Origin of the sequence: Labilibaculum manganireducens (genome assembly GCF_963665805.2) — a bacterium.
GTDB classification, from domain to species: domain Bacteria; phylum Bacteroidota; class Bacteroidia; order Bacteroidales; family Marinifilaceae; genus Labilibaculum; species Labilibaculum manganireducens.
In genome coordinates this window covers 2142974-2167038 of record NZ_CAXXEE010000003.1, presented here as the reverse complement: position 1 = coordinate 2167038, position 24065 = coordinate 2142974, and the positions used below count along the sequence as shown (strand labels likewise).

The window sequence follows — 24065 nt, the reverse complement described above, 5'->3', positions numbered from 1 at the left end:
TTTTGCCACATGGAACTTATCATGCTGGAATAATCATCTTCCTGTGTGCTATAATTACCTGGCATGTACGTTTCATTGGGTTAGTTTTAGTATGATAGTTTAGTTTTATTCATTCTTTAATGCTTCAACAATATTGTATTTTTTGATTTGTCGTGCAGGAATCCAAATCCAGATCAATCCACTGATTAAAATACCAAACAGCAATGTCAGGATATATCCTACCGGCATATGAAATGACGGAGATAACAGTGATGGAAGCACTCCAATTAATGCTGCACCCAGTCCACAAGCCAATCCGGCAAGCAATAGAAATAGATTCTCGTAAAACAGCAATTTGAAAATACTATTTTGCTGATAACCGATTGCAGAAAGCAAAGCCAATTCCTTTTTACGTTCCATGATGTTTCGCATTAATACAATTCCCAAACCTATGGTTCCGATGATTACACCCAAGCCTCCCAAGAACATAAACATGCTTAAATAGGTGTTTTCAACCGAATAAAAAGCGGCCAAACGATCGGATGTTTTCATTCCTGAAACACCCAAGTCCTGAAGGTTATTTTCAAACTTTTGCATCAATTGGCCATCACTATCTTTCTGTGAATCAATCAACAATACTTTTGATCCGCTAATTGATGGAAAGTGTTTTTGAAACTGATTATCAGAGATTAAGATGTTCCCCTGAAAGATGGAATTGTTCAAACCTCCCATAAGAATCAATTTGATGTCTTTTCCGAATTCGTTTTGATAGATCAAGGTATCGCCAACTGCTTTTTTCAAGCCCCAAACAATAACTGTCTGATCGGCATAGGCAGGAATCACATTTTCTCCTAAATCTTTATTCAAGACTTGCCATGGATGCTCAGAATCGACATCGCCGGTGAGTTTTGCAAACGAAAAAGCACCTTTTCGATCCAGCAGCAAAGGATCGAATCCCAATATTCTGGGTTTCTGCACCTGATTTAGATTCAAACAACTGGCATCATCTCCTTCCAAGGCTCTGAACTGTACAAATTGTGTGGTGGAATCGAGATCGCCTTTCCAAAATCCGGCTTTCTCAATTCCTTCTGCAGTATTTAGATCAAATAAAACAGGCATCGTGCTTTCTATCCAGTATTCATAACCACCTGTACCCGATTTGTCCGCATTTTCGGTATCGAAGAATGTTTTGCGGTTGGCTCCCGTAATCAGAACAGAGAATGTACCCAGTGCCAATAATGCGACACTTGCTAAACTTCTCCTGCGGTTTCGTGCACTATTCTTTATTGCCAGCTGCAATAAAGAAGGTGTTTTACTACTTCTGGTTGAACTCAATTTTTGCAAGTACATGTAAACAAAAGCACAGGCTCCAATCATAAACAAGCCTCCGGCAGACAGCAATAATTCAGCATTTTGATCCAGAGAGGATGCAAATGCATAGGCAATCATACCGGCAGTGCCTAGTATTGAAAGGAAAACTATTAAAATTGAAATACAACTCCTTTTAGCAGAACTGTTTTCATCAATGGTATTTTGAATGAGCGCGCTTGCTGTTTTCTTTAGCTTTTTACGTGTAAGCCACCAAATACAAAGCACAGCCACCACCAAGCCAATTGCAAAACCTGCAAACAATGTCGTTCCGCGCAGATGAACACTCAGCATGTTGGTACGAACCACATCAGTCCACACCGAATTTAAAGCTTTTAACAGCAGGTGGTTGTATAAAACACCACCAAAAACGCCAACCAATCCTCCAACAACTACAGTCACTAATGATTCGTAAATTCTGATTCGCAGTATTTGAGATTTAGGGAAACCCAAACTCAGGAGAATCCCATTTTCCTGACTTCTGCTATCGAGATTTAAAGAATAAATTAGGATGGTTAACAATACTCCTGCAAAAATGATGAAGAAGCTGAGACTTAGGAACAACTCACCAAAATCGACCATATTATTTGCCGCCGAAACACCTTCACTATGAACAGATACGAAGCTCAAATTAAGCAAGTTAGGACTCATTACCGAAAGCATGAGTTTCTCTAAATCGTTCTGATTCAATTCCTTTTCATTAAATCGGAACGCAGTATATTTTCCATATTTATTGCTCCACAATTCAACTGCTTTTGCCGGTGAAATAAATGCTTTGGGAGTTCCCTTGTACTGCTTCCAGTAGTCTTCGTCTTTCGGACGGATTTTGGAAAAATCAACAGGAACACCAGCTTCCCACTCGTTACAGCTGCCTGCATCTGATAATCCCGGAAAGGATGGCATCATGGATTGATCCAGTAAATCACTATCTAAAGGCAAAATTTCCTTGACCACAAATGTCTGCTTCTGTTCTTCCAGAGCTCTCAAGGCTCCTATCATAAAGTAATCGAGAGATATGGTATCTCCTGCTTTGGCATCCAGATCGTCAGCCAACCACTGATTAATAATCATTTCCCCATCAGACAGATTCGACAAGCGTGAATCACCATTGATGGCAGACACAAACGAGTAAGGAGTTTCTTTCTCCTTACTGCTGATGCGGTTCACAAAGTAAGTCAAGAGCGATTGCTGATCAATTGCGATTTTCTCTATTTCATCTGAAATTGGAGTATCGATAAACACACGATCCGAAATCAATTCCAACTGATCTTTTCTTGTAACAGAACGGATTTCAAGACCAGCATCTTGCAATCGCCAATGTCTTTTCAGGCATTCTTGAATTTCATTTTGCGTGTGATCGGATTTTCCTAAAAGAAGAAGATTTGCTTTTCCTTCCAATTCCATTTCTTTGTCCAGATAATCTCTTGAAAGAAAAACATTGTAGGGTGCAAGCTGATTATTTTTTAAGCTAAATCGACCCAGTTCCTGATCTCCTGCGATGGCTTTCACCTTTACCCGCAAAGCGATTGTCTGATCTTCATCAGAAACAAAAGGCGCATTGGCGGGAATCAAGCTGCCCTTTTCAACCCGCAACAGAAACTCATCCCCAATTTTCAGGTTCATTTTATCTGCCAGATTCGAACTGACGGATGCTTCCCCATTTTTCAGATCAGTTTCCTGAGCAGAAGAGAATTTCCAAAATTCCTGATCAACCCCATAAGCCTGAATATTGTTCGTTCGAGTATTATTTTCTGGTTGAATTGCAATTCCTTTCACCTGCAAAAGAGCAGCTACATTCCCATTTAGATCTGCCTGTATCTCTTTTGCCAATTCAGCACGAACATATCTATCGCCTGCAGGCATGGCATATTCCACCTTGCCCAAACGAAGGTTTACCAGATCGTGCAAGCTGTATTTTACCGAATCACCAATAATAAGTGCTCCAGTAAGAACGGCAGTACTCACAATTGTTCCCAAAAAAACAGCAAAATGTTGCTTTCTGAAGAACCAGAGACTTTTGGTGATGTATTTAAAGATATTCATGTAATATCAATTAGTAATTAAGAATGAGAAATGAATAATTATTGTCTTTAATAAACCTCAATTTCTTTTATTAATTATTCATTACCAATTGTTAATTGTTTTAAACTTCCTTCTTCCAACTGATAAATCTTCTTCATTTTTTTTGCCAAATCCATTGAGTGAGTGACTACAACTACCGAAACACCTTGTTTCTGATTGATGCTCACCAATAAATCGCCCAATTGCTCTGCAGCTATTTTATCCAGCGAACCTGTTGGCTCATCGGCAAGAAGCAGATTTGGCTCGTGAATTAAGGCACGAACTACCGCTGCACGCTGGCACTCTCCACCCGACATTTGTCCCGGACGCTGATAGATCAATTCCGATAATCCAACAAAATCCAGCAGTTCTAATGCTCTTTTTTCAGCTTCCTGCTTCTGCTTTTTATCCCTTACAGGGATAAATGGCAGCAAAACATTCTCAATCAGATTCAACTGAGGCAGCAAGTGATGCGACTGAAAGACAAAACCCAAATTCTGATTGCGAAAATTGGCCAATTCCTTCTCATTCTTCTTCGATAAATCTTTCCCGTCGAAAATCACACTGCCCGAATTGACTGTATCCAAAGAACTAATCACATTCAGCAAGGTACTTTTCCCCGATCCTGACGGACCAACAATAGCAATGCTATCCCCCTTTTCAACAGCCAAACAAAGATCATCCAATATGATTCTCTTATTATCGCTACCTGAGTTTTGGTAGTATTTACTGATGTTCTTTAGTTCTACAATCATATCATTTTCCTAATTAAATTCCAGACCTGACAGATTTTTAAAACCTGTCAGGTCTCAAAATATCAATATTTGCTCTTAATGGAGCATTTTTTCGTTCTATGCAGTTCCTGCTTCGTTAAAATCAGCCTGTCCTTCGATGTATTTTACCGTCCATCGGGAAAAATTGCCTTCCATCGCATAAAAACAGACTCCCATCGGGGGAATTCCATCGTCCATCGGGCAAAACAGTCTCCCATCGCCTAAAGTAAGCCTTCCATCGGGTAAAACGGTCTCCTATCGCTTAATTCGGTCTCCCATCGGGGTAAGTAGCCAACCATCGCAAGGCTTTCAGCGTTTTTACTTTTCTCCAAAAGCATAAACACTTCCATCCATGCAGGCAACAACAATCATCCCTTCCACCACAGCAGGCGTTCCTACAATGGCTCTTCCAAGTTCGTAAGCCCAAACTTGTGTGCCCGTTTTTCGATCCAACACATATATTCTGCCATCTCCCGAACCAATAACAACCGAATTACCAGCAATTACAGGCGATGCTTCAATTTTATTTTTGCTTTTGAATTGCCATTGAATGTTCCCGTTTTCTTTATCGAAACAGTAAACCTGTCTGTTTTCAGCGCCAATAATTACCTGATCGGCAGAAACTGAGGGTGATGCCAAATAGGAAACCGCTCCCTCTTTCTTCCATTTCACTTGGTTTTTTGCATAATCCACACAGAAAAATTCACCATCGTGATTTCCGAAATAAGCCTGATTTCTATCCAAAGCAACCGATGAGGCAATGTAAGTGGCAATATCCAACTTGTTTTTTGCCTTCCCTGTTTTAACATCCACTTGATGAAGAAAACCATCGCAACCGCCAAACACGGCAATTTCACCATTGCAGGAAGCGGCTCCGTTGATGTAATTATCAGATTCATACTTCCACTGCAGTTGGCCTGATTTTGCATCAACACAGTGCAAATTAAAATCGTAGCTTCCGAATAAAATTTTCTTTTGCTTACTCGATTTATCGGTAAACCAACTTGCCGATCCCGAAATCTGACCATCAGTTGCATATTTCCACTTCAACTCACCAGTTGTTGCATTTAAACAATAAAAAATTCCTTCCAGGGAACCAAAATAAACGTTTCCATCCAGATACAATGGCGATGCTTCCACCGATGTTTTGGCATCGAACTTCCATTTTAGTTCGCCGTTTTTTGAAATTGCGTACAATTTCCCATCATTAGAGCCAACAAATATGTTTCCGTTACTGATAATGGGTGATGATTTAATGGCATCGCCTGTTTTGAAGCTCCACAATAATTTAGGCGCTTTGAGTGCATTGGCTTCTGTTATCCCGCTAAGGCTTGAATTGCCACGGAAAGACAGCCAATTGTGCTTGTTTTGACCGTAAGATGAAACAGATACACCTATTATCAAAACCAGCAGGAATACTAGCCTTTTAACCCGTCGATTGACAAGATGTGAGATCTGAGATGTGAGATGTAAGAATTTCATAATTTCTAATTGTAATCACCTGACTCTTACAGGTTCAAGAACGCTGTCAGGTCTTTCTTTTTAATTATTAATTGATAATTCATAATTTCTTTTAACCTCATCCCCCAGTCCCTTCTCCTAAAGGCGAAGGGGAGTTTAGCATTGAAAACAATTTCATATTCCTCATCCTATTTTAATATTCTAAATTTCCCTCTCCTCGAGGAGAGGGATTAAGGGTGAGGTTTTAACTATTAATTCCTAATTTGAGCGAAGCGATATCGCCCCCGTAGGACAAGCCATTGCGCATTCTTTTGCGGCAACAGTCAATGCTTTATTAATATCTTGATTAAAAGGTACCGATACTTTAACGGTAAAACCCCGTCCGATATTGGTCAATCCTGTTTCTTCCTTGTGTTTACCGGCAATTTCGATGCAAAGTCCGCACTTAATGCACTTTTCGGGCTCGTAAATAATACTCTCATGATTGTAATATTTCACCACATTATTTCGCTCACCAAATGAAAATCTTCTGCGATCGGCATTGTGTATGTCTGCACAAACACGAAGCTTACAATTGTCCAGTTTGCGGCAATCGCAATGCAAACATCTGGCAGCTTCCTGCATGGCCTCCTCTTTCGTAAATCCCTTTTCGGATTTTGCCTCCACACGATCACCCGAAACCGATTCTTTCAAATACTCACTCATCTCTTCTTTTCGCAGTGTTCCAAATCGTGAATTGAAAGTTCGTTTTGTTGCTTTTCCTTCTCCATTTCGTAAAAATTCATCGACTGACCATGCTGTTTCTTTTCCCATTGCCACGGCTTTCACAGCCATTTTTTGAGTACGGATTGCGCTGCCTGTTGCAAAAATTCCTATTTGATCGGTAGCGAAAGTGTCATTGTCTACCCATAAGCCAGTCTTCGCTGATTTTAAATCCAAATCTTCAATATTTTCAAGTGCACTTCCTGTTGCCAGAATTACAGCATCAAAACCGGATTTAATCTGTTCCCAGTTCTCTTTTTCAATTTTTTGATTGATATGAAAAACGACACCAAATTGCTTCAATATCTCTATTTCCTTTGCCAAGATACTTTCAGGCAACCCGCCTTTTTCGATAGATTCATGCAAACTTCCTCCCAAGCGATTTTCTTTCTCGAATAGCTCGCAGGCATGTCCATCTTTTACCAAATGATAGGCTGCCGATAATCCAGCCGGACCAGAACCAATAACTGCTGCTTTTTTACCACTTGCTCCTTTCTTCTTAGGAAGATAGAAAGACTCTTCTTCTTCAGCAGAAATACGTTTTAACAAACAAATAGAAACTGCCTGATCAACATCTTTGCGTCGGCAAACTTTCTCACAGGGAGCGGAACAAATGTGTCCTAAAATCCCCGGAAGGGCAATTTCCTCTTTTACAATCTTCAAAGCCTCATCGAATTTACCAACGGCAATGAATCGGTTCATTTTCGGTATGTCCATATATGCCGGACAAGCCACCCGACAAGGAGCCTCGCAATCTCCAACATGATCGCTCAATAACAATTCAACAGCCTCCTTGCGTGCTTCAAACACCTCAGCATCATTACTGGCCAAATTCATTCCTTCGGTTACAATGGTAGCACAGGAAGGAAGCATTTGCTGATTCTTGTTGTTTCGCACCATACAAACCATGCAGGTAGGATGATTGCTACATCCCTCCAAATAACACATACTGGGAATCTCAATTCCGATGGAACGTGCGGCATTCAAAACGGTCGTTCCTTCGGGAACATTAATGGCTATATTGTCTATTGTTAGTTTTGGCATTTTGTATCGTAATTCCTAATTGATAATTCGTAATTAGTATTCATCAATTCAAGACGCTGACAGGATCTTCAAACGCTGTCAGGTCATCTCTTCTGCTTACTTTATCTCCACAGCATCTACCGGACAAATTTGTTTACAGATATCGCATTTAATGCACAATTCATTGTCGACCTCGTGCAATTCGTAAGGTTTTGCTTTGATTGCATCTACAGGACAGCGTTGGGCACATTTTGTGCAACCCGTGCAATTGTCGTTTATTTCGTAGCGAATTAAGTCCTCGCATTTCCCAGACGGGCATTCGCCATTAATATGAGCTTCGTATTCGTGCCGGAAATACTTTAAGGTTGATAATACTGGATTTGGAGCTGTTCTTCCCAAACCACAAATACTTCCTTTTTGAGTATTTATGGCCAACTGTTCCAGCAGATCCAAATCGCTCAATTTTCCTTTTCCTGTCTTTATCTTTTGCAGGATTTCCAACATGCGTTGGGTTCCAATTCTACAAAATGTGCAACGTCCGCAAGATTCTTCCTGAGTAAAGGATAAAAAGTAATGCGCAATATCTACCATGCAATCCGATTCATCCAAAACGATTAATCCTCCCGATCCCATCATAGCGCCCACTTCCTTCAAAGAATCAAAATCGATTGCTGTATCGGACATGGAAGCAGGAATGCAGCCACCCGAAGGTCCACCAATCTGAACCGCCTTAAATTGTTTTCCATTAGCAATTCCTCCGCCAATTTCTTCAACAATTTGCTTGATCGTAATTCCCATAGGAACTTCAATCAATCCTCCTCTGTTAATTTTTCCTGCCAAGGCAAACACTTTTGTTCCCTTGCTTTTCTCTGTTCCAATTTTACTGAATGCTTCCGCACCATTTCTAATAATGTATGGAATCAAAGAAAAAGTTTCTGTATTGTTGATTAGAGTGGGTTGATTCCATAATCCTTTCTCTGCCGGATACGGTGGCCGCAGCTGCGGAATTCCCCGTTTTCCTTCAATAGATGCAATTAAGGCAGTCTCTTCACCACATACAAAAGCTCCCGCTCCTTCGAATACTTTCAATTCAAAAGAAAAATCAGAACCTAAAATGTTTTTCCCTAACAATCCTTTACTTTTGCAGATCTCCAGACCTTCCTTAATCCGCTTTACCGCCAGTGGATATTCTGCTCGAATGTACAAACGACCTTCGGTCGCACCCACTGCATACGCACCAATTAGTATTCCTTCAATAATTCGAAACGGATAAGATTCCAATAACATTCGATCCATAAATGCGCCTGGATCTCCCTCATCACCGTTACAAATAATATATTTTAGATCAGACTTTGCATTCTGAACCATTTTCCATTTGATTGCCGAAGGGAAACCGGCACCACCTCGACCTTTTAACCCACTTTGCTCAATTTGAGAAATAATTTCATCCGCCGAAAGTTCATTTAAACATTTTTCTAAGGCTGTAAAACCTTCTTTTGCTTTGTATTCATCAAAATCGGAAGGCATAATTTCTCCACGATATTCTGTTGCTATATTAACCTGTCCTTTCAGGAACTCCGCAATTGGTGTATGTTCTTCATTCACATTGTATCGATTCGAACTTTTAGGTATATCTGAAAAAGTAAGGTTCTCAGCGTAATTGTAAAAGCGGTTTTTGAAACGACTCATCCAATTCTCCGAGCGAAAGTGTTTCTCTATGATTTCGCCGACTTCATTTGCATTGATTTTCGTGTAGTAGGCTGCTTCTTCCCCATTTTTATGGATTTCCATCATGGGAACCTGATTGCAAACACCAACACAGCCAACCTGTTTCACATCTACTTTAATCTTGTTCTCAGCCAATGTCTTTTCCAGTTCCTCTTTTACTCCCGAACTACCGCTTGCAATGCAACAGGAACCTAAACCAATTCTAATTTCACCCTGAGAGATCCCTTCTTCAGTTACTTCTCTCACAATTTTTTCTTCGCTTGGCGCCAGATTTTTAAAATCCTCTATAATTTCAGCTACTTTGCCCGTTTCAACATGACCGTAAGTAACCGCATCAATCTGAACCACTGGTGCGAGTGTACAACACCCCAAACAGGCAACTTCTTCAACCGTAAAAAGCTTCTGAGAATCAGTATCCACACCTTTTTCCAAACCCAATTCGCGGCGAAAACCATCGTAAACCTGTTTGGCTCCTTTTACATGACAAGCTGTACCAACACAAACCCGAATAATATGTTTCCCCACCGGCTGATGACGAAACTGCGAGTAGAAAGTTGAAATCCCGGTGATTTGAGCTTCTGTAATGCTTGTAATTTCACAAACTCTTTTCAAAGCAGATTCGGGTAAATAGTTAAATTTCCCCTGAATTGTCTGCAAAATTGGAATTACCTTATCCGGCTCTTTCCCAATATCAGCAACAACTCCATCAACAAAATCGATCATCTTCTCCATATCTATTTCCCTATGCAATAAAGATTTTTCTCTCCACGAATGTACACTCTGCCATCTGCGAAAGCTGGCGATGCGTCAGATTTTTCGCCCAAAGCTGATGCTGCAATTTCCACATATTCCTTCTCTGCCTTAAAAATGTGCATTACTCCTTTTCTATCCATCAAATAGATTTTACCATCTGCCAATATAGGTGATGCATAAAATCCACCATCAAACTCCTTTTCCCAAAGTATTTCACCCGCTTTGGCATTGTAACAGGCAACAGCACCGTAACTGGTTACCACAAACAATAAATCGTTGTAAGCAATCGGACTCGGAACATCGGAAAGATAATCATATGCTTCCCAAAGTATCTCAGGCTTTTCTCCCGGTTTTATTGCCACCAAACTGGCGTATTCGTTTAAGGCAAATACAATTCCGTTTGCATAAGCAACCGAAGGGCCAACCTCACCCGTTATGCAATCTATTTTCCACAATTCCTTTCCTGTATGCACATCGTAAGAAGCAATGCAAGGATCAGCCGCAAGTATTATCTCAACTTGTCCTCCGTTATTTACAATCACAGGAGATGACCACGAAACTCTTACCTTACGCACTGTGCTCCACACTTCTTCTCCATTTGAGGTTGACAAAGCCATTACTTTCGAGTTTTTTTTCTGATCGTACTGAACAATCAGCTTGTCTTCAAAAACAATCAAAGAAGATGAATGTCCGTAATGATTATCAGGGACACCTAAATTTTTCGCCCATTGCTTTTTCCCATTCATATCTACTGCAATCAGATCGCCATTTGAGAATATGGCAAAAACCGAGTTTCCATCTGTAGTTACCGTCGATGCAGCATGACCGGTATCCGGAGTAACTTCCGGTGGATTTGCCGGCGATCCTGAAATTTGATCCGCCTTAGCAGTCCAAAGTAATTTACCGTTGTTTCTATCGTAGCAATAAACTTCACGACTTGTTGCATTTGCTCCGGAAAGGAACAATTTGTTTCCCCATATTACAGGTGAATTATAAGCATGGATAGGAACTGGCTGTTTCCACAGGATATTTTTCCCGCTTGCTCCATCCCACTCATTTGGGATATTTTTTTGATAAGCAATTGCATTTCCTCCCGGTCCTCTAAAAGATGGAAAGTTTGCCATCATTTCTTTCGTTGGATATGTTCCTTTGTATGAATTGGTTTTCACTTTTTCTGCTGCAACTTCTTCCTTCTTAGCCGCCGGAACAACAGTTTCCTCTTTTGGAGTCTCTTCCTTAAACTCTTCTTCAACTTTCTCTTCAACAACAGGCTCTGCTATTTCTTCTTTTACAACAACCTCAACAACAGTTGCATCCGCTTGATTCGTTTCAACTTGCTTGGCTTTCGCGATTGCAGCAGCCTCGGTAAATTGATTTCCCAACTCCTTATGTGTCAAAAACGCAAATATCATTGTGATTCCAACCATTCCAGAACCACCAATCACAATCCATTTCCTTGCTTTTTCGCGAAACAGGATGATATTCTCTTCTTCCTCTTCGGATATCTGAGGTAACTGTTGCTTGCCTGCATAAAATAACTGCAAAGCGATGGCTGTAACAATAATGCCAAACAGAAATAAATATCCTCCGGCTTTTACCTGCCACTGATTTGTGAAATAGGCTTTACGCACCAACAAATCCATTTCACGGATTTGCTCCCGCAGTTGATCATCATTAGGATTATCATTCAGGCGATCAACCAAACTGTTAATCACTTCGGTATTTACCGGATCAATTCTGTTGATCTGAATGTAATTCACCAAAACCAACATGCAAATTACTACTGAGAATGTTCCTGCCACCATTGCAATGCCTTTCCACAGAGATAGGTTGGTACGATTTATTTTAAATTTGTTAGTCATAGATCAATTTTTTACCACAAAATCTTATCATTCAATTAAACACTTACAGGTCCTCGACTCTGTCAGGTTTCTCTACCTGATTAATCCTTCTTTTCACCACAAAATCTTATCATTCAATTAAACGCTTACAGGTCTTCGACTCTGTCAGGTTTTACCTATTATTTTTCTACAGGACAATATTTCAAACAGCGCGCACAACTCACACAAGCCCCTTTATCAGGCGAATAATCTTCACGATATTGGTATCTTGATAATCCGGATAAGGCCAAACCAATAACCAAACCAATAAAAGCGCCAAGAATCCAACCGCCGTAATAAAACTGTTTTACGATTTCGGCAGCTTCCAAATACAGTTGCTCAACTGGTTTTCCTGAAGTTCTGAATCCTTCAATTTCCAGACTCTCTTTCATTGTTTTAGAATCGAAATGCAACAACTCATCAGCCAAACGAACTTTAGAGTTTACTTTTGCCAGATTCTCATGGAAATTTGCACCAGTCCAACCACCAACAACCATTAAAGCAGGAATAATTAAACTCAGCAATATAAATCTTCGAGTGGCAGATCTTTTGCTTTCCATCTGTTTCACCTCAACAGGTTTGTTGATGGCATCCAAAGGACATGAGCTCTCACATAGTTTGCACTGAATACAATTCGAAGGTGTAATGGTCAAATGATTTTTTGATACTCGGCTTACCAAGTTCAAAATCACACCGTAAGGACAAAAAAACCGACAATAAGGTCTTGCAATAAAAATACTTACCAACAGGAATATTGCTCCGATGGCAAACATGAAAAATGTTGCATTGAATCTGAAAATTCCCACAAAAGGATCATATCGACAAATAATAAAGTCGGTTGCTGTAGCTGCATATAAAACCGATAATCCCAAATAGATGTATGGAATTAACCCCAAGACTTTCTGTAACCACTTTTTTAAAGTCACCGGACGCATTAAAAATACATCCTGAACAGCACCTAAGGGACAAACTCCTGCACAAAATGTCCTGCCAAAAAAAAGCGTATATGCTAAAGGAATCACAAAAAATGCCAAGGCAGATAAAGGAATGTGATAACCTGGGTTGAACAATGCAAGAACGACATTCTGAACGGATCCAACAGAACAGACACATCCTTCCCTAAAAAAACCAAAATATAAAATGGAAAAAATGGATACTGCAACCACTCCGGTTCTTGATCTTTTCTTTAAGATAAACCAGGTAATCAGGCTAAGTGCTGCAATTAACACCAATACATCCAATAAAGCAAACATTCCATCACGTGGCACCGGCATTGATGTAACCGGCTGTGTATAACCCGATTCAAATTCGGGTTTAGGGAAACGCTGCTGTTGTGAAAAGACTGCAAATTCCATTCCCACAAAAAATATCAGTAAAGAGATAAAGGCTAAGCTTTTCTTCATTGTGATCGATTATATTTTTTTATTTGTTTTAAAACCGGCAAACTTATAAGCTTGTTCAATTGGCACTCTTGAAAATGCATCGGAAGGACAATCTCTGGCAATGGCGCACTGATTGCAATTCACACAAAGATCGTGACTAACCTGAAGCTGCAATGAACCGTTTCCAAATGCACCACAGCCCTTCACACATTTTCCGCAACCAATACACAGCTCATCAATAATTTCATATTTGAAAAACGGATCTTCCACATAAGATCGTTTGATTGCTCCGGTAGGACAAAGCTGATTTTCGGCACCGGTTGATAAATTCTTTACATTTGGGCGAAAATATCCTCCACACAAATCACAATAGCCACACATATCGTAAACATGAATGCATTTCACTGCCGATGGTGTCACAACACAACTAGTAGCACAACGTCCGCATTGCGTACATTTTGCAGGATCTAACTGCCAAAGAAAATCTTCTTTTTGGCTTTTTACCGCCAAAACTCCTGCAACACCCACAATACCAGCTCCCGCCACAAAACGAAAACAGGTATTGAGAAAGTCTCTTCTGTCTTTTTTCATCTTTTATTCAAAATCAAGTAACAAAACATTATTTGTCGCTCACACGACTCTGACAGTTTTTTTAAACTCTGTCAGGTCTATTTGGATTCTTTAAACTTTACACCTTCCGGAAGTCGGCAAGCTTTTAGCTTATCGCAGCCTTTGCATAGAAAATCAAAATCGCATAACGCTTCTTCACCTCCGTAATTTCGAAGAATCAGAGTTCCGCTCACCACAGCCAAACTTCCTAAAAGCAAGCCTCTAAATCCATTTCTTAAAAATTCTCTTCTGTTAATCATCTTTTATTTTACTTCAAATATTCGTATCATTTTCTGTACAGGATCCAAAACCAGAATTCGGTCCTGAGAATCAACTGCTAAATCAATACCAACTGTTCCTATTTCAAATAATTCAGGAGCAGCAACAACCGATTTAAAATCGCCCGAAGGCAAATGAATTTTCACTCTTTCCAGCCCTTTCTCTGCCGTTACAAATGAACCATCAGAAAGCATTGCTGCATTGGAAGGATTGCAACAACCACTAAAACCGTCCAAACTCATAGAAGTTCGTTCCCATGAGGAAATTTGCACTCCGCTGGAATTGTAGGCTTCGAAAGCATGTCTGCCCGGATTTACAACCCAAAGCTCACCTTGACGGCCCATCAATAAATCAAAATACGGACTTGGAATTACAAAACCTTTGATTCCTGCCTCTGGATTTTTTCCACCAATTTCGTTTATTTTCTCTCCTTCAATATTGTAATGATGTACAATCTTTTGTCCTGCATCAGCTACGTAAACATTGTCTCCATCAATAGCAATTGAAGTAATGAATGCTTTTTCACCTGCAACTATAAAACTGTTTCGCAAACTTCCATCCGGTTTTCTGATATCGACACGATTGCCCAGACCAACCAAAATATTTCCATTTTCCGCTACCGTTAGGCATCGGGCGTTTCCTTTCATTTTTAATGAGTTGATTTGTTTTCCATCTGAATCTAAAACCAATATATTTTCATCAGTAGTCACATAAATCTGATCTTTGCCATCAACTGCAATCCCATGAAGTTCATTGGCCTGAATCTTAATTTGTTTTACTTCTTTATGACTAATTTTTGATGAATCAACCTTTCGTAATTCTTTCAAATCGTATTCATAAACATTTTCCTGTGGTTTATTTTGACTGACAAACAAATCTTTTGCCATAATAGCAACAACAATAAGTAGTAAAACTACCAAAAGCCATAATATCAATTTATTTTTCATTGTAGTTCTATTTAATTTGCTCTAACATCAATACACAAAAGATGCTTGGAATCCCGCATTAACAATCTTCCATCGGTAACAACCAAAGGTCCCCAGGCATCGTGCCCATCCAAAACTTTCGTTTTATCCAACAGTTCAAACTTTTCAGTGCTTGCTTTGGCTATAGTCAAAGTACCATCATCTTTCAGAATAAAGAACTTACCATCAGCAACAATATAAGGTCCCAAACCAAAGCGATCATTCGTTCCGCTTGTCCATAGAATTTTAGTGCAATCATTTGGATCACAGCAGACAAATCGATTTCTCATTCCTCCGGCATCCTTAGGTAAGATAGCAAACATACGATCTTTATAAACAATTGGCGTTTGCTGTTCTGACGCAACGCCATCTTTCGGTTTAAACTGCTGAAGTGTAATCGTTTCGTAAGCATTCCCTTTCTTTTTCACCTGAAACAGAATTGATCCGGCACCATAACCAGCGGTCATGAATATTTTGCCGTTTTTCAGTACAACAGGCGATGGAGCAACTACGGATGGAGAAAAATCTTTTGTTTTCCACAGAATTTGTCCTGCATCATCGCCTTCGGCTGAAACACCAACAATTCCTCCAACAGCAGCATAAACCCACATCTTTTTCCCATCAAAAGTCATCGGTATAACCGATGAATGAGACATTTGCCAATTATCGGGGTTGGGAGTTTCCCAAAGCACTTTTCCTGTGGCACAATCGACAGCAATAAGCAGTGATTTTCCACCCGGAGCCAGAATAACAGTATTGTCATCCAAAATAGGACACTGACCTGTATACCAAAAAGGAATCTCTGCCATATATTCTTTTACCAGATCGAGTCCCCATAGGAACTCACCTGTATTAGGATCGGTGCACATAACATGACAACGCGGTCCCATGGTAACAATATATTTATCATTGATTGCAGGAACCGTTCTTGACATTCCGTGATTTCGCTTGATATGAACTCGGTACCATCTGCGCCAAAGCTCCGCTCCTGTCTCCAGAGAAAAACAACGCAAGGCATCAGCCTTTTTCACTTCATCGTAATCAAGAACATAAACCTTTCCATTATACACAACTGGTGCAGCATGTCCTTCGCCCAATTCAACCTGCCAATCAACTTTTGGACCAGCTCCCCAATTATTAATTAGTTTTGTTTTACCAGTCGAAATGTTATCCGATTTTGCTCCTCGAAATTGAGTCCATTTCCCAGTTAAATCTGAAGAATATTCAGAATAAAAGTCAAATCCTTCTCCTATCAAAATTCTTTCAGAAGATTCACTCTGTGCAGGGCGATTATCCATTCCCGGGATATTGGCATGAATATCCTTTACAGGATTGTAAGCCAACCAACACACAAACAATATCCCTGCAACAACAACAGACAAGAGAATTAATCCTTTTTCACTTCTTTTCGACAGCATATTTAATTATAATATCAATTTATTTTTTTGCAGACTCCATCAACATCTGCCAAAGTAAATTACGCCTTTAGGTATCAGATATTCGCTATTGAATACACATACATTCCATTAGCATATCTAATATACATCTTCCCTTCTTTAATAACAGGATGAGCAATATGATCCCTCTTCACCCCCGGAACATGGAAACGACTCACTACCTCAAAACCATTCGCCATAGGTTGAATTAAAGCCAACTCGCCAGAATAAGCGTAACAATAAATCATACCGTCGGCAGCAATCACGGTACCAGGTGCCAGATCTTTCACAGTTTTCTTCACCTCACCGGTTTTCATATCAACACAAGAAAAACTCTTCGTCGTATAATCTGTTCCAAATAAATTCTCATCAATCAAAACTGCACCGCCATGCTCTAAATCGAATAAACCACTTGTCCAAACCTCTTCTACCGCTTGTCCATCGTCTTTTATCTTTAGCATTACGCTTCCAAATCCCCAACCATTCATAGTAAATACATAGTCATCCTTATAAATCGGCGTATTACCATGAATACCATGAGGATACTTTAATTCATAACTCCACATTAATTTGCCATTATCCGGATCGATGGATATCAATGACTTCGCAGTATTGGTAATCAAGTATTTTTTTTCTTTATGCGTGATTATCAAAGGAGAACAATAAGCACTTTTCTCACCCACTCCTGCACTCTTCCAAATAAGATCACCAGTATCTTTATTCAATGCAATTACATTTGCGTCAAGGCCGCCAGGCGTACAAATTAACTTGTCGCCATCAATTAATAAATTCTCAGTAATTCCATAGAAAACATTTTGCCCGTCGAAATCACGAAACAAATCCTTGGTCCAAATAAAATCGCCCTTTTCTGCATCAAAGCAGATGAGTTTTCCTAATCCGGTCAGTAAATATCCTTTTCCATCATAAATCTGAGGTGTTGAACGTCCACCGGGGAAATTCTCTGACCATTCTTTACCATATTCCTTTTTCCAGATTAAATTACCACTTAAACCGAAAGAGAAAATATAGCTCATACTATCGATGGTTCCAGAAGTATATACCTTATCATCTGTAACAGCCGCGGAAGAATAACCTAATCCTAAATCCTCGAACTTCCACAAAAGCTCAGGTCCATTTTCAGGCCAAACTTTAAGAAGATTAGTTTCCGTATAAATTCCATTTCTATCCGGACCACGCCATTCGCTTTGCTGAGATACATTCTTACACTGAACTAGTAATAAAGAACTAAACGCGACAAAAAAAATATTTATAAGTTTCATGAGACTTGGGTTAGGGTTTACTATATTTTACTTTTCTTTAATAGAATATGCCATTATAGCAGTGGCATGACGAACATATAATACGCCATCATTAATTACCATGTGAGCCCAATATGGACCTTTTCCATATGGTACTTTAAACGAACTTATTACTTTAAATTCTTTCGGGTCTGCTTTTACCAAGGCTACATTACCATCTTTCTCATCATAGCAATAAAGCATTCCTTCAGCCGAAATGATTGAACCTTTATTTTCCCACTCAGTCTCATACATTTTCTTACCTGTTTCCCATTCCATGCAAACCCAATATCCATTTCTATTATTGATCCAATTTGCACCGTATATATAACCATCCAGCAGAACAGCGCCTCCATGATGAACATCCAATAATGAATCTACATACGAAAGTTCAACCTCCGAGGCTTCTTCATTTAAATCCAGCATTACTGAATGATGGTCATAACCATTGGTTATAAATATTTTTCCGTTTTTGTACAATGGTGTATTGGTATTGATATTGGCTTTCCATTCTCCGGCAGCATAACTGCCGTAATCAAATTGCCAGTCAATATTTCCATTTTCTGGATTAACGCCTATTGCATTGTTTTCTGTTACAGTTACGATTTGTTTCTTGCCATTTCTATCAATTAAAAGAGGAGAAACATAGGCGGATTTATCATCTAAACTTTTCGATTCCCAAACGGTTTCTCCGGTCATTTTATTCAACGCAATCATCGTTGTTTTCTTTCCGCAAGGAGTATAAAAAACCAAATCCTTATATAGAAGCAATGATTCAGAGATTCCCCATTCCCCGCACTCTCCTTCAAATATTTCATTGGCCTTTTTCTGCCAAATCAGCTCTCCGGAAAGAGCATTTACACAGGCTAAATCCCCTCTTCCGCTCGACAGATAAATTCTTTCATCCTCAATAGTTGGAGTACAACGGGAATCAACAAATGATGCATCCCATCCACGGCCATAAGGAATTTGCCATTTTAATTTTCCTTCCATATTAATGGCCACCAAGTAATCCATAGAGTCCTTTAATCCGGTAAGGTAAACAGTATTATGAGCGATTGCAGCTGAAGAATAACCTGTAGGAATACCATCCAGATGCCAAAGCATTTTAGGGCCTTCCTCCGGCCATTCCTTTAGCAATCCAGTTTCTGCATAAACACCAGATCGATTTGGGCCACGCCATTCGCTTTTTTGTATTTCTGTTTTGCACTGAGTCAGAACACTTAATAATGCAATACTGACAATTAGTAGTCGATTCATACGTTTGATAGGTTTTGTATTGTTCTTAGTTTGCTTTAATTGAATAGGCCATCAAGGAACTTCCATGACGAACATATAGTCTTTTATTATTAATCACTAAATGAGCCCAATGTTGTTTTTCACCAAAAGGAACCCGAAACGAACTCACTTTTTCAAAACTTCCATTGCTAACATCAACAAGAGCAACTTCTCCGCTATCGCCGTAACAATACAATTTGCCATCAGCATAAACTACGTTCCCATTGCTTAACATTTTAGCTGAATGCAATACTTCACCAGTTTTCCAATCCAAACAAAACCATTCACGATTAGTGTGCCCGGAACCATATATCTTACCATCAAGCAGAACAGCTCCTCCCATCTGATTATCCATCAACTCATTTCGCCAAACCTCTTTTACGCCAGCTCCATCTTCAACGAGTTCAAGCATTACTCCTCCTTTACCATATCCACTAAAACAAAACAGATAACCATCTTTATACAAAGGAGTGTTTGGATGAATTGAATATTTATTGGGATGATCAAACGACCAAAGTAAAGTACCGGTTTCAGCATCAACTCCAATTATTGAACTACTTGTATGAGTAACCAATAAATTGCGGTTTGCCAACTTTATTAATGCAGGAGAACAATAAGCTGATTTCTCGCCATTTCCTTTTGCTTTCCAAATTAGCTGGCCCGATTTTCGATCTAATGCAATCATACTAACTTCTGAACCTCCTGGAGTACAATATAATTTATCTCCATCTGCAACAAGATTCTCTGTTATTCCCCAACGGGTATTTTCAGAACCAAAATCCGTTAGTATATTTTTTGACCATAGAATGTTTCCATCAGCAGCACTCATGACTGTAATTTTTCCCAAACCGCTCATCACATAAACGATACCATCATAAACCATTGGACTTGTGCGCACACCGTTATAAGAATCCATCCATTCTTTACCATAAACCTGCTTCCAAAGCTCTTTGCCAGAATGATCCAATGCAATTACAAAACCATTTTCAAGTTCTGTACCCCCTATATAAACAGCATCTTTAGTTACTGTTGCTGAAGAGTGTCCCTCACCTAAACCTTCAATATGCCATATTAATTCGGGTCCATCAACCGGCCATTCCTGCATCAATCCGTCTTCCTGATAGATTCCATCACGATTCACACCTCTCCACTGCGCATTTTCCTGGGCAAAAGAAGTACTGACAACAATTAACAATACAAGTAATACAAAATATTTTTTCATTATAACGGGCTTTATTCAATATTAAATTACATTCTAATTTTCTAAAGATACAGGCTATTCCATTGTTTTAGAAATTAACATAGCATTTCAACTTAAATCTATTTCAGGTCTAAATAAAAACAAGACATAATATGCAACACTTATCATGCCAGAAGAACCAAATATCTTAACATCAAAAAGGTGTTAAATTCATACTTATTTAGATTTAAAAAAAAACGCACGCTTACGAACAATCACTGTTCAAATGCGAACTTTAAAGACTCACAGGTCTTTTTTAATTTACAGTACATTTACTGTAAAATAAACTAAATCAAATAAATAAATTCGGCTGGAATAACGCAATTAAATTATTCAAACAACCAAAAACAAGGGACGTTTAACAACTTTTTAACGCCTCTTTAAAATCAAAATAAATAGACAACTGTATAATTCCTTATTTTTCTATTTGATTTCTATTATCTTTAAAACATACACTAATACAAAAAGCTACATGAAAAGATCAATATTACTGACGATTTTAGGACTTGCAATTTTTTCATTTGCATGTCAATCTAAAAAAACTGAAAATCAAGAAGCTACTCTCCCACTTGGAGTTAGTAAAGTTTTGGTAAAAGAAACATTTAATGCTGGTGGTTATACCTATATAAACGGGAATAACGATTTATGGCTGGCCGTTGGTCAACGACCAATAGAAGTTGGCAAAGCGTATTATTATAAAGGCGCATTGGAAATGAAAAATTTTCACAGCAAAGAATTAAACCGCGACTTTCCTGTTATTTATTTCTTAAACACCATTTCTGACACACCTATTGAAAACAATATGCCGATGCAAGCCTCTTCGATGAAGAAACAAAAGGCTAAAAGAATTGAAGTTTCAATAGAAAAGACGAAAGGAATAACAAGTATTTCTGAGCTCTTCTCAAAAAAGGATGAATTTTCGGGTAAGCAGATATCTGTGAAAGGAAAGGTTACCAAATTCAATCAAAACATTATGGGTAAGAACTGGATACACATTCAGGATGGTTCCGATTTTGAGGGTAATTTTGATCTTACCATTACCTGTAAGGATGTTGCTTCTATAGGGCAAATTATTGAAGTGTCAGGAACAATTGCATTGGACAAAGATTTTGGAGCTGGCTATACTTATGATGTAATTATGGAAGAAGCTAAAATTCAGAACACAGAAAGAAAATAAATAACAATACGAATGAAATAAATATGTTTATATATTGTTTTACATTTATTTTCTACATAAATTTAATTAAACACTTTCTTTTAACTACATACAACTATTTATCACAACAAAAAAGCGGCTTTGGTCGCTTTTTTTTTTAATGACACAATTATTTGACTTAATTGTTGCATTCAAGACTCATTCAGATCCCAATATATGTAATGATAACAAACTGCAATTCATCCATTACTATTTTTTGAACAATTCGCATTCTTATCAACAACTTGTACAATATTATTTCTTAATATCTGTTATTAGTTTTCCATAATTTGTTACTTTTAAAAACATATCAAAAACACACAAATGAAAAAATGGTTTTTCATTCCATCTCTGATTTTTATTACAATTCTACTCTCAATTGTACTTTTAAATCAATGTAATCCTGAAGATTACATTTTGTATCAATCTTCAGACTTTACAGTATTCCCTAATCGAATAGAGCAAGGAGAACATACTGCTATAGCACACAACAATTCGCACATCAGCTCTAATTACCCGGGATTGAATAGTAAAGAATGGCAACTTAATACCAACTTAAGCAAATACCCCAAATACGAATCAAATCACGTTTTACTCAACGCAATTTATCAGCTTTCGCTTGAAGAGATAGAAAAGAATATTGCTCCCAACACAACTTTTAATACAGGTGAAAAATGGAATGGTGTTTGGACCCGCGACATCAGCTACAGCGTGATTTTAGCCCTTGCAATTACTAATCCTGAAATTTCTAAAAAAAGTCTGCTGAAAAAAGTTAAGCAGGGAAAAATTGTACAGGACACAGGCACAGGAGGTTCCTGGCCGGTAAGTTCTGATCGAATGATCTGGTCAACGGCAGCCTGGGAACTGTACCAGTCTACCGGAGACATGGATTGGTTGAGGAAAGTTTATTTCATCATTAAGAATTCTACTGAAGATGATCTGAATGTGGTTTGGGATTATCAGAAATATCTATTTAAAGGAGAATCTTCTTTTTTAGACTGGCGGGAACAATCATATCCAAAATGGATGGAACCAATTGATATTTACAACTCCTATAATTTGGGAACTCAGGCAGTACACTACCAAAGTCTGCAGGTATTGATAAAAATGGGAAAAATACTTGGAAAAGATGTTCAAAAATATCAGGATATTTCGGAGGCCTTAAAAAACAGCCTGAATGAAAAACTTTGGTTGCCCGAAAAAAAATATTTTGGACAATATCTTTACGGAAGAAAGAATCAATTGCTTTCGGATAAATCGGAAACTTTGGGTGAGGCACTTATGGTTCTATGGGATATCACCAAAGAAGAAAGACAAAAAGAGATCATATCAAATACTCCGGTTACCAAGTTTGGAACCCCATGTTTCTACCCTCAGATTCCAAACATACCAGCCTATCACAATCAGGCAATTTGGCCTTTTGTTCAGGCTTATTGGAATTGGGCTTCAAGCAGGACAAATAATGTTGAAAGTGTTCAATGGGGAATTGCCAACATGCTGCGGTCAAGTACACTCTTTCTCACCAATAAAGAAAATCTTTTAATTAAAAATGGTGATTTTAACGGAACTGAAATCAATTCTGACCGTCAACTTTGGAGTGTTGCCGGTTCCTTATCTACTTTTTACCGGATTCTAATGGGAATGAATTACACAGCCGATTATTTAGAATTCAGACCTTTTATCCCGAGAGAATACAAAGGCAAACAAAGTATCAAAGGACTTCGCTATCAGAATGCAATTTTAGACGTCGAAATTTACGGCTTTGGCAATAAAATTAACTACTACTCCTTAGATGGAAAATATTACCAACGTCCCATCGTACCAAAAGAAATGGAAGGGAAACACAAGATTGAAATTAGAATGAACAATCAGTTGCCTGTCAAATCAGAAATAAATTTGGTAGATAATATGGTGTCGCCCGAAACTACTTCGCTCCGCTTTATTGAAAATCAATTGTTATGGGATAAAAAAGAAAATGGGGATCATTACCGTGTATACCGTAACGGAGAACTCCTTCTGCAAACCGAAGACAATTATATGTCAGAAGTACACATTAGCGAACCCAGCGAATTTCAAATTCAGACAGACGATGGTTTGGGAAATTTATCGTTCTATAGTGAGCCACTGTATGTATACGATTCCAATTATGAAAGGCATATTGAAGCTGAACAATTTGACTCCAATGCCAAAAACTCCTATGTTGAATTGAGCAAGAAAAAAAATCGGGAATTCTATTTCAACATTCGAATTCCTAATGAAGGAAAGTACTATATCGATTTTTTATACGCAAACGGAAATGGCCCTGTAAATACCAACAACAAATGTGCAAATCGTAGTTTATGGGTGAATAACAGCTATGCCGGAAGTCTCGTATTTCCACAACGTGGCGAAGGTGACTGGAATAATTACGGCTACTCCAACTCCTTTCTCATTGATCTGACAAACAGAAATAATTTCTTTAAAATTAGTTTTGAAGAATTTAATAAAAACATGAACCAGGAGGTTAACACGGTTCGAATAGATAAGATTCGAATAATTAGAATAAGATAAATATTTAAGGTTTATTACTATTCTTAAGTCTTTACAATTTAGTGC

The 24065-nt window shown here is 38.6% G+C and carries 16 protein-coding genes; 2 read left to right on the top strand and 14 right to left on the bottom strand.

The window, feature by feature from the left end; all coding sequences use genetic code 11:
* Positions 1–105 precede the first annotated feature (105 nt).
* From ACHZAX_RS08265 to ACHZAX_RS08200, 14 genes are all read right to left on the bottom strand, one after another.
* Positions 106–3390, bottom strand: coding sequence for an FtsX-like permease family protein (locus ACHZAX_RS08265; RefSeq protein ID WP_320018748.1), 3285 nt, complete (start codon positions 3388–3390; stop codon positions 106–108).
* Between the two features lie 74 nt (positions 3391–3464).
* On the bottom strand, positions 3465–4163 hold the full coding sequence (locus tag ACHZAX_RS08260; RefSeq protein ID WP_320018747.1) for an ABC transporter ATP-binding protein: 699 nt from the start codon (positions 4161–4163) through the stop codon (positions 3465–3467).
* 336 nt (positions 4164–4499) lie between these two features.
* On the bottom strand, positions 4500–5663 hold the full coding sequence (locus tag ACHZAX_RS08255) for an outer membrane protein assembly factor BamB family protein (protein WP_320018746.1): 1164 nt from the start codon (positions 5661–5663) through the stop codon (positions 4500–4502).
* Between the two features lie 237 nt (positions 5664–5900).
* Positions 5901–7448 carry a 2Fe-2S iron-sulfur cluster-binding protein gene (locus tag ACHZAX_RS08250; RefSeq protein WP_320018745.1) on the bottom strand — a complete coding sequence of 516 codons (1548 nt, stop codon included), beginning with the start codon at positions 7446–7448 and terminating at the stop codon, positions 5901–5903.
* 96 nt (positions 7449–7544) lie between these two features.
* Complete coding sequence (locus tag ACHZAX_RS08245) at positions 7545–9887, bottom strand: NAD(P)H-dependent oxidoreductase subunit E (protein ID WP_320018744.1); 2343 nt, start codon at positions 9885–9887, stop codon at positions 7545–7547.
* Positions 9888–9889: 2 nt separating this feature from the next.
* A complete protein-coding gene (locus tag ACHZAX_RS08240; RefSeq protein ID WP_320018743.1) occupies positions 9890–11770 on the bottom strand; it encodes an outer membrane protein assembly factor BamB family protein in 1881 nt (626 codons plus the stop codon).
* 158 nt (positions 11771–11928) lie between these two features.
* A complete protein-coding gene (locus tag ACHZAX_RS08235) occupies positions 11929–13191 on the bottom strand; it encodes a 4Fe-4S binding protein (protein ID WP_320018742.1) in 1263 nt (420 codons plus the stop codon).
* 9 nt (positions 13192–13200) lie between these two features.
* Positions 13201–13761: a hypothetical protein gene (locus ACHZAX_RS08230; protein ID WP_320018741.1), complete on the bottom strand. Its 561-nt coding sequence runs from the start codon at positions 13759–13761 to the stop codon at positions 13201–13203.
* A gap of 77 nt (positions 13762–13838) precedes the next feature.
* Positions 13839–14039 carry a hypothetical protein gene (locus ACHZAX_RS08225; RefSeq protein WP_320018740.1) on the bottom strand — a complete coding sequence of 67 codons (201 nt, stop codon included), beginning with the start codon at positions 14037–14039 and terminating at the stop codon, positions 13839–13841.
* Between the two features lie 3 nt (positions 14040–14042).
* Positions 14043–15005: an NHL repeat-containing protein gene (locus ACHZAX_RS08220; RefSeq protein ID WP_320018739.1), complete on the bottom strand. Its 963-nt coding sequence runs from the start codon at positions 15003–15005 to the stop codon at positions 14043–14045.
* Between the two features lie 11 nt (positions 15006–15016).
* Complete coding sequence (locus ACHZAX_RS08215; protein ID WP_320018738.1) at positions 15017–16441, bottom strand: outer membrane protein assembly factor BamB family protein; 1425 nt, start codon at positions 16439–16441, stop codon at positions 15017–15019.
* A gap of 74 nt (positions 16442–16515) precedes the next feature.
* The gene (locus ACHZAX_RS08210; RefSeq protein WP_320018737.1) at positions 16516–17739 is read right to left on the bottom strand and encodes an outer membrane protein assembly factor BamB family protein; all 1224 of its coding nucleotides are present in this window, start codon (positions 17737–17739) and stop codon (positions 16516–16518) included.
* 27 nt (positions 17740–17766) lie between these two features.
* On the bottom strand, positions 17767–19017 hold the full coding sequence (locus ACHZAX_RS08205) for an outer membrane protein assembly factor BamB family protein (RefSeq protein ID WP_320018736.1): 1251 nt from the start codon (positions 19015–19017) through the stop codon (positions 17767–17769).
* 25 nt (positions 19018–19042) lie between these two features.
* A complete protein-coding gene (locus ACHZAX_RS08200) occupies positions 19043–20257 on the bottom strand; it encodes an outer membrane protein assembly factor BamB family protein (protein ID WP_320018735.1) in 1215 nt (404 codons plus the stop codon).
* A 490-nt stretch (positions 20258–20747) separates the two neighbouring features.
* Between ACHZAX_RS08200 and ACHZAX_RS08195 the strand changes: the two genes are divergently transcribed.
* The gene (locus tag ACHZAX_RS08195) at positions 20748–21452 is read left to right on the top strand and encodes a hypothetical protein (RefSeq protein WP_320018734.1); all 705 of its coding nucleotides are present in this window, start codon (positions 20748–20750) and stop codon (positions 21450–21452) included.
* Between the two features lie 342 nt (positions 21453–21794).
* Positions 21795–24020 (top strand): alpha-L-rhamnosidase-related protein, encoded by a 2226-nt coding sequence (locus ACHZAX_RS08190; RefSeq protein WP_320018733.1) that lies wholly within the window; start codon positions 21795–21797, stop codon positions 24018–24020.
* Positions 24021–24065 lie beyond the last annotated feature (45 nt).

Bases quoted from the DNA above. Each gene is read 5' to 3' on its own strand.
- ACHZAX_RS08235 (WP_320018742.1), bottom strand. From the start codon at position 13,191: ATGAAGAAAAGCTTAGCCTTTATCTCTTTACTGATATTTTTTGTGGGA.
- ACHZAX_RS08255 (WP_320018746.1), bottom strand. From the start codon at position 5,663: ATGAAATTCTTACATCTCACATCTCAGATCTCACATCTTGTCAATCGA.
- ACHZAX_RS08205 (WP_320018736.1), bottom strand. From the start codon at position 19,017: ATGAATCGACTACTAATTGTCAGTATTGCATTATTAAGTGTTCTGACT.
- ACHZAX_RS08260 (WP_320018747.1), bottom strand. From the start codon at position 4,163: ATGATTGTAGAACTAAAGAACATCAGTAAATACTACCAAAACTCAGGT.
- ACHZAX_RS08220 (WP_320018739.1), bottom strand. From the start codon at position 15,005: ATGAAAAATAAATTGATATTATGGCTTTTGGTAGTTTTACTACTTATT.
- ACHZAX_RS08190 (WP_320018733.1), top strand. From the start codon at position 21,795: ATGAAAAAATGGTTTTTCATTCCATCTCTGATTTTTATTACAATTCTA.
- ACHZAX_RS08265 (WP_320018748.1), bottom strand. From the start codon at position 3,390: ATGAATATCTTTAAATACATCACCAAAAGTCTCTGGTTCTTCAGAAAG.
- ACHZAX_RS08195 (WP_320018734.1), top strand. From the start codon at position 20,748: ATGAAAAGATCAATATTACTGACGATTTTAGGACTTGCAATTTTTTCA.
- ACHZAX_RS08210 (WP_320018737.1), bottom strand. From the start codon at position 17,739: ATGAAACTTATAAATATTTTTTTTGTCGCGTTTAGTTCTTTATTACTA.
- ACHZAX_RS08250 (WP_320018745.1), bottom strand. From the start codon at position 7,448: ATGCCAAAACTAACAATAGACAATATAGCCATTAATGTTCCCGAAGGA.
- ACHZAX_RS08215 (WP_320018738.1), bottom strand. From the start codon at position 16,441: ATGCTGTCGAAAAGAAGTGAAAAAGGATTAATTCTCTTGTCTGTTGTT.
- ACHZAX_RS08225 (WP_320018740.1), bottom strand. From the start codon at position 14,039: ATGATTAACAGAAGAGAATTTTTAAGAAATGGATTTAGAGGCTTGCTT.
- ACHZAX_RS08230 (WP_320018741.1), bottom strand. From the start codon at position 13,761: ATGAAAAAAGACAGAAGAGACTTTCTCAATACCTGTTTTCGTTTTGTG.
- ACHZAX_RS08245 (WP_320018744.1), bottom strand. From the start codon at position 9,887: ATGGAGAAGATGATCGATTTTGTTGATGGAGTTGTTGCTGATATTGGG.
- ACHZAX_RS08240 (WP_320018743.1), bottom strand. From the start codon at position 11,770: ATGACTAACAAATTTAAAATAAATCGTACCAACCTATCTCTGTGGAAA.
- ACHZAX_RS08200 (WP_320018735.1), bottom strand. From the start codon at position 20,257: ATGAAAAAATATTTTGTATTACTTGTATTGTTAATTGTTGTCAGTACT.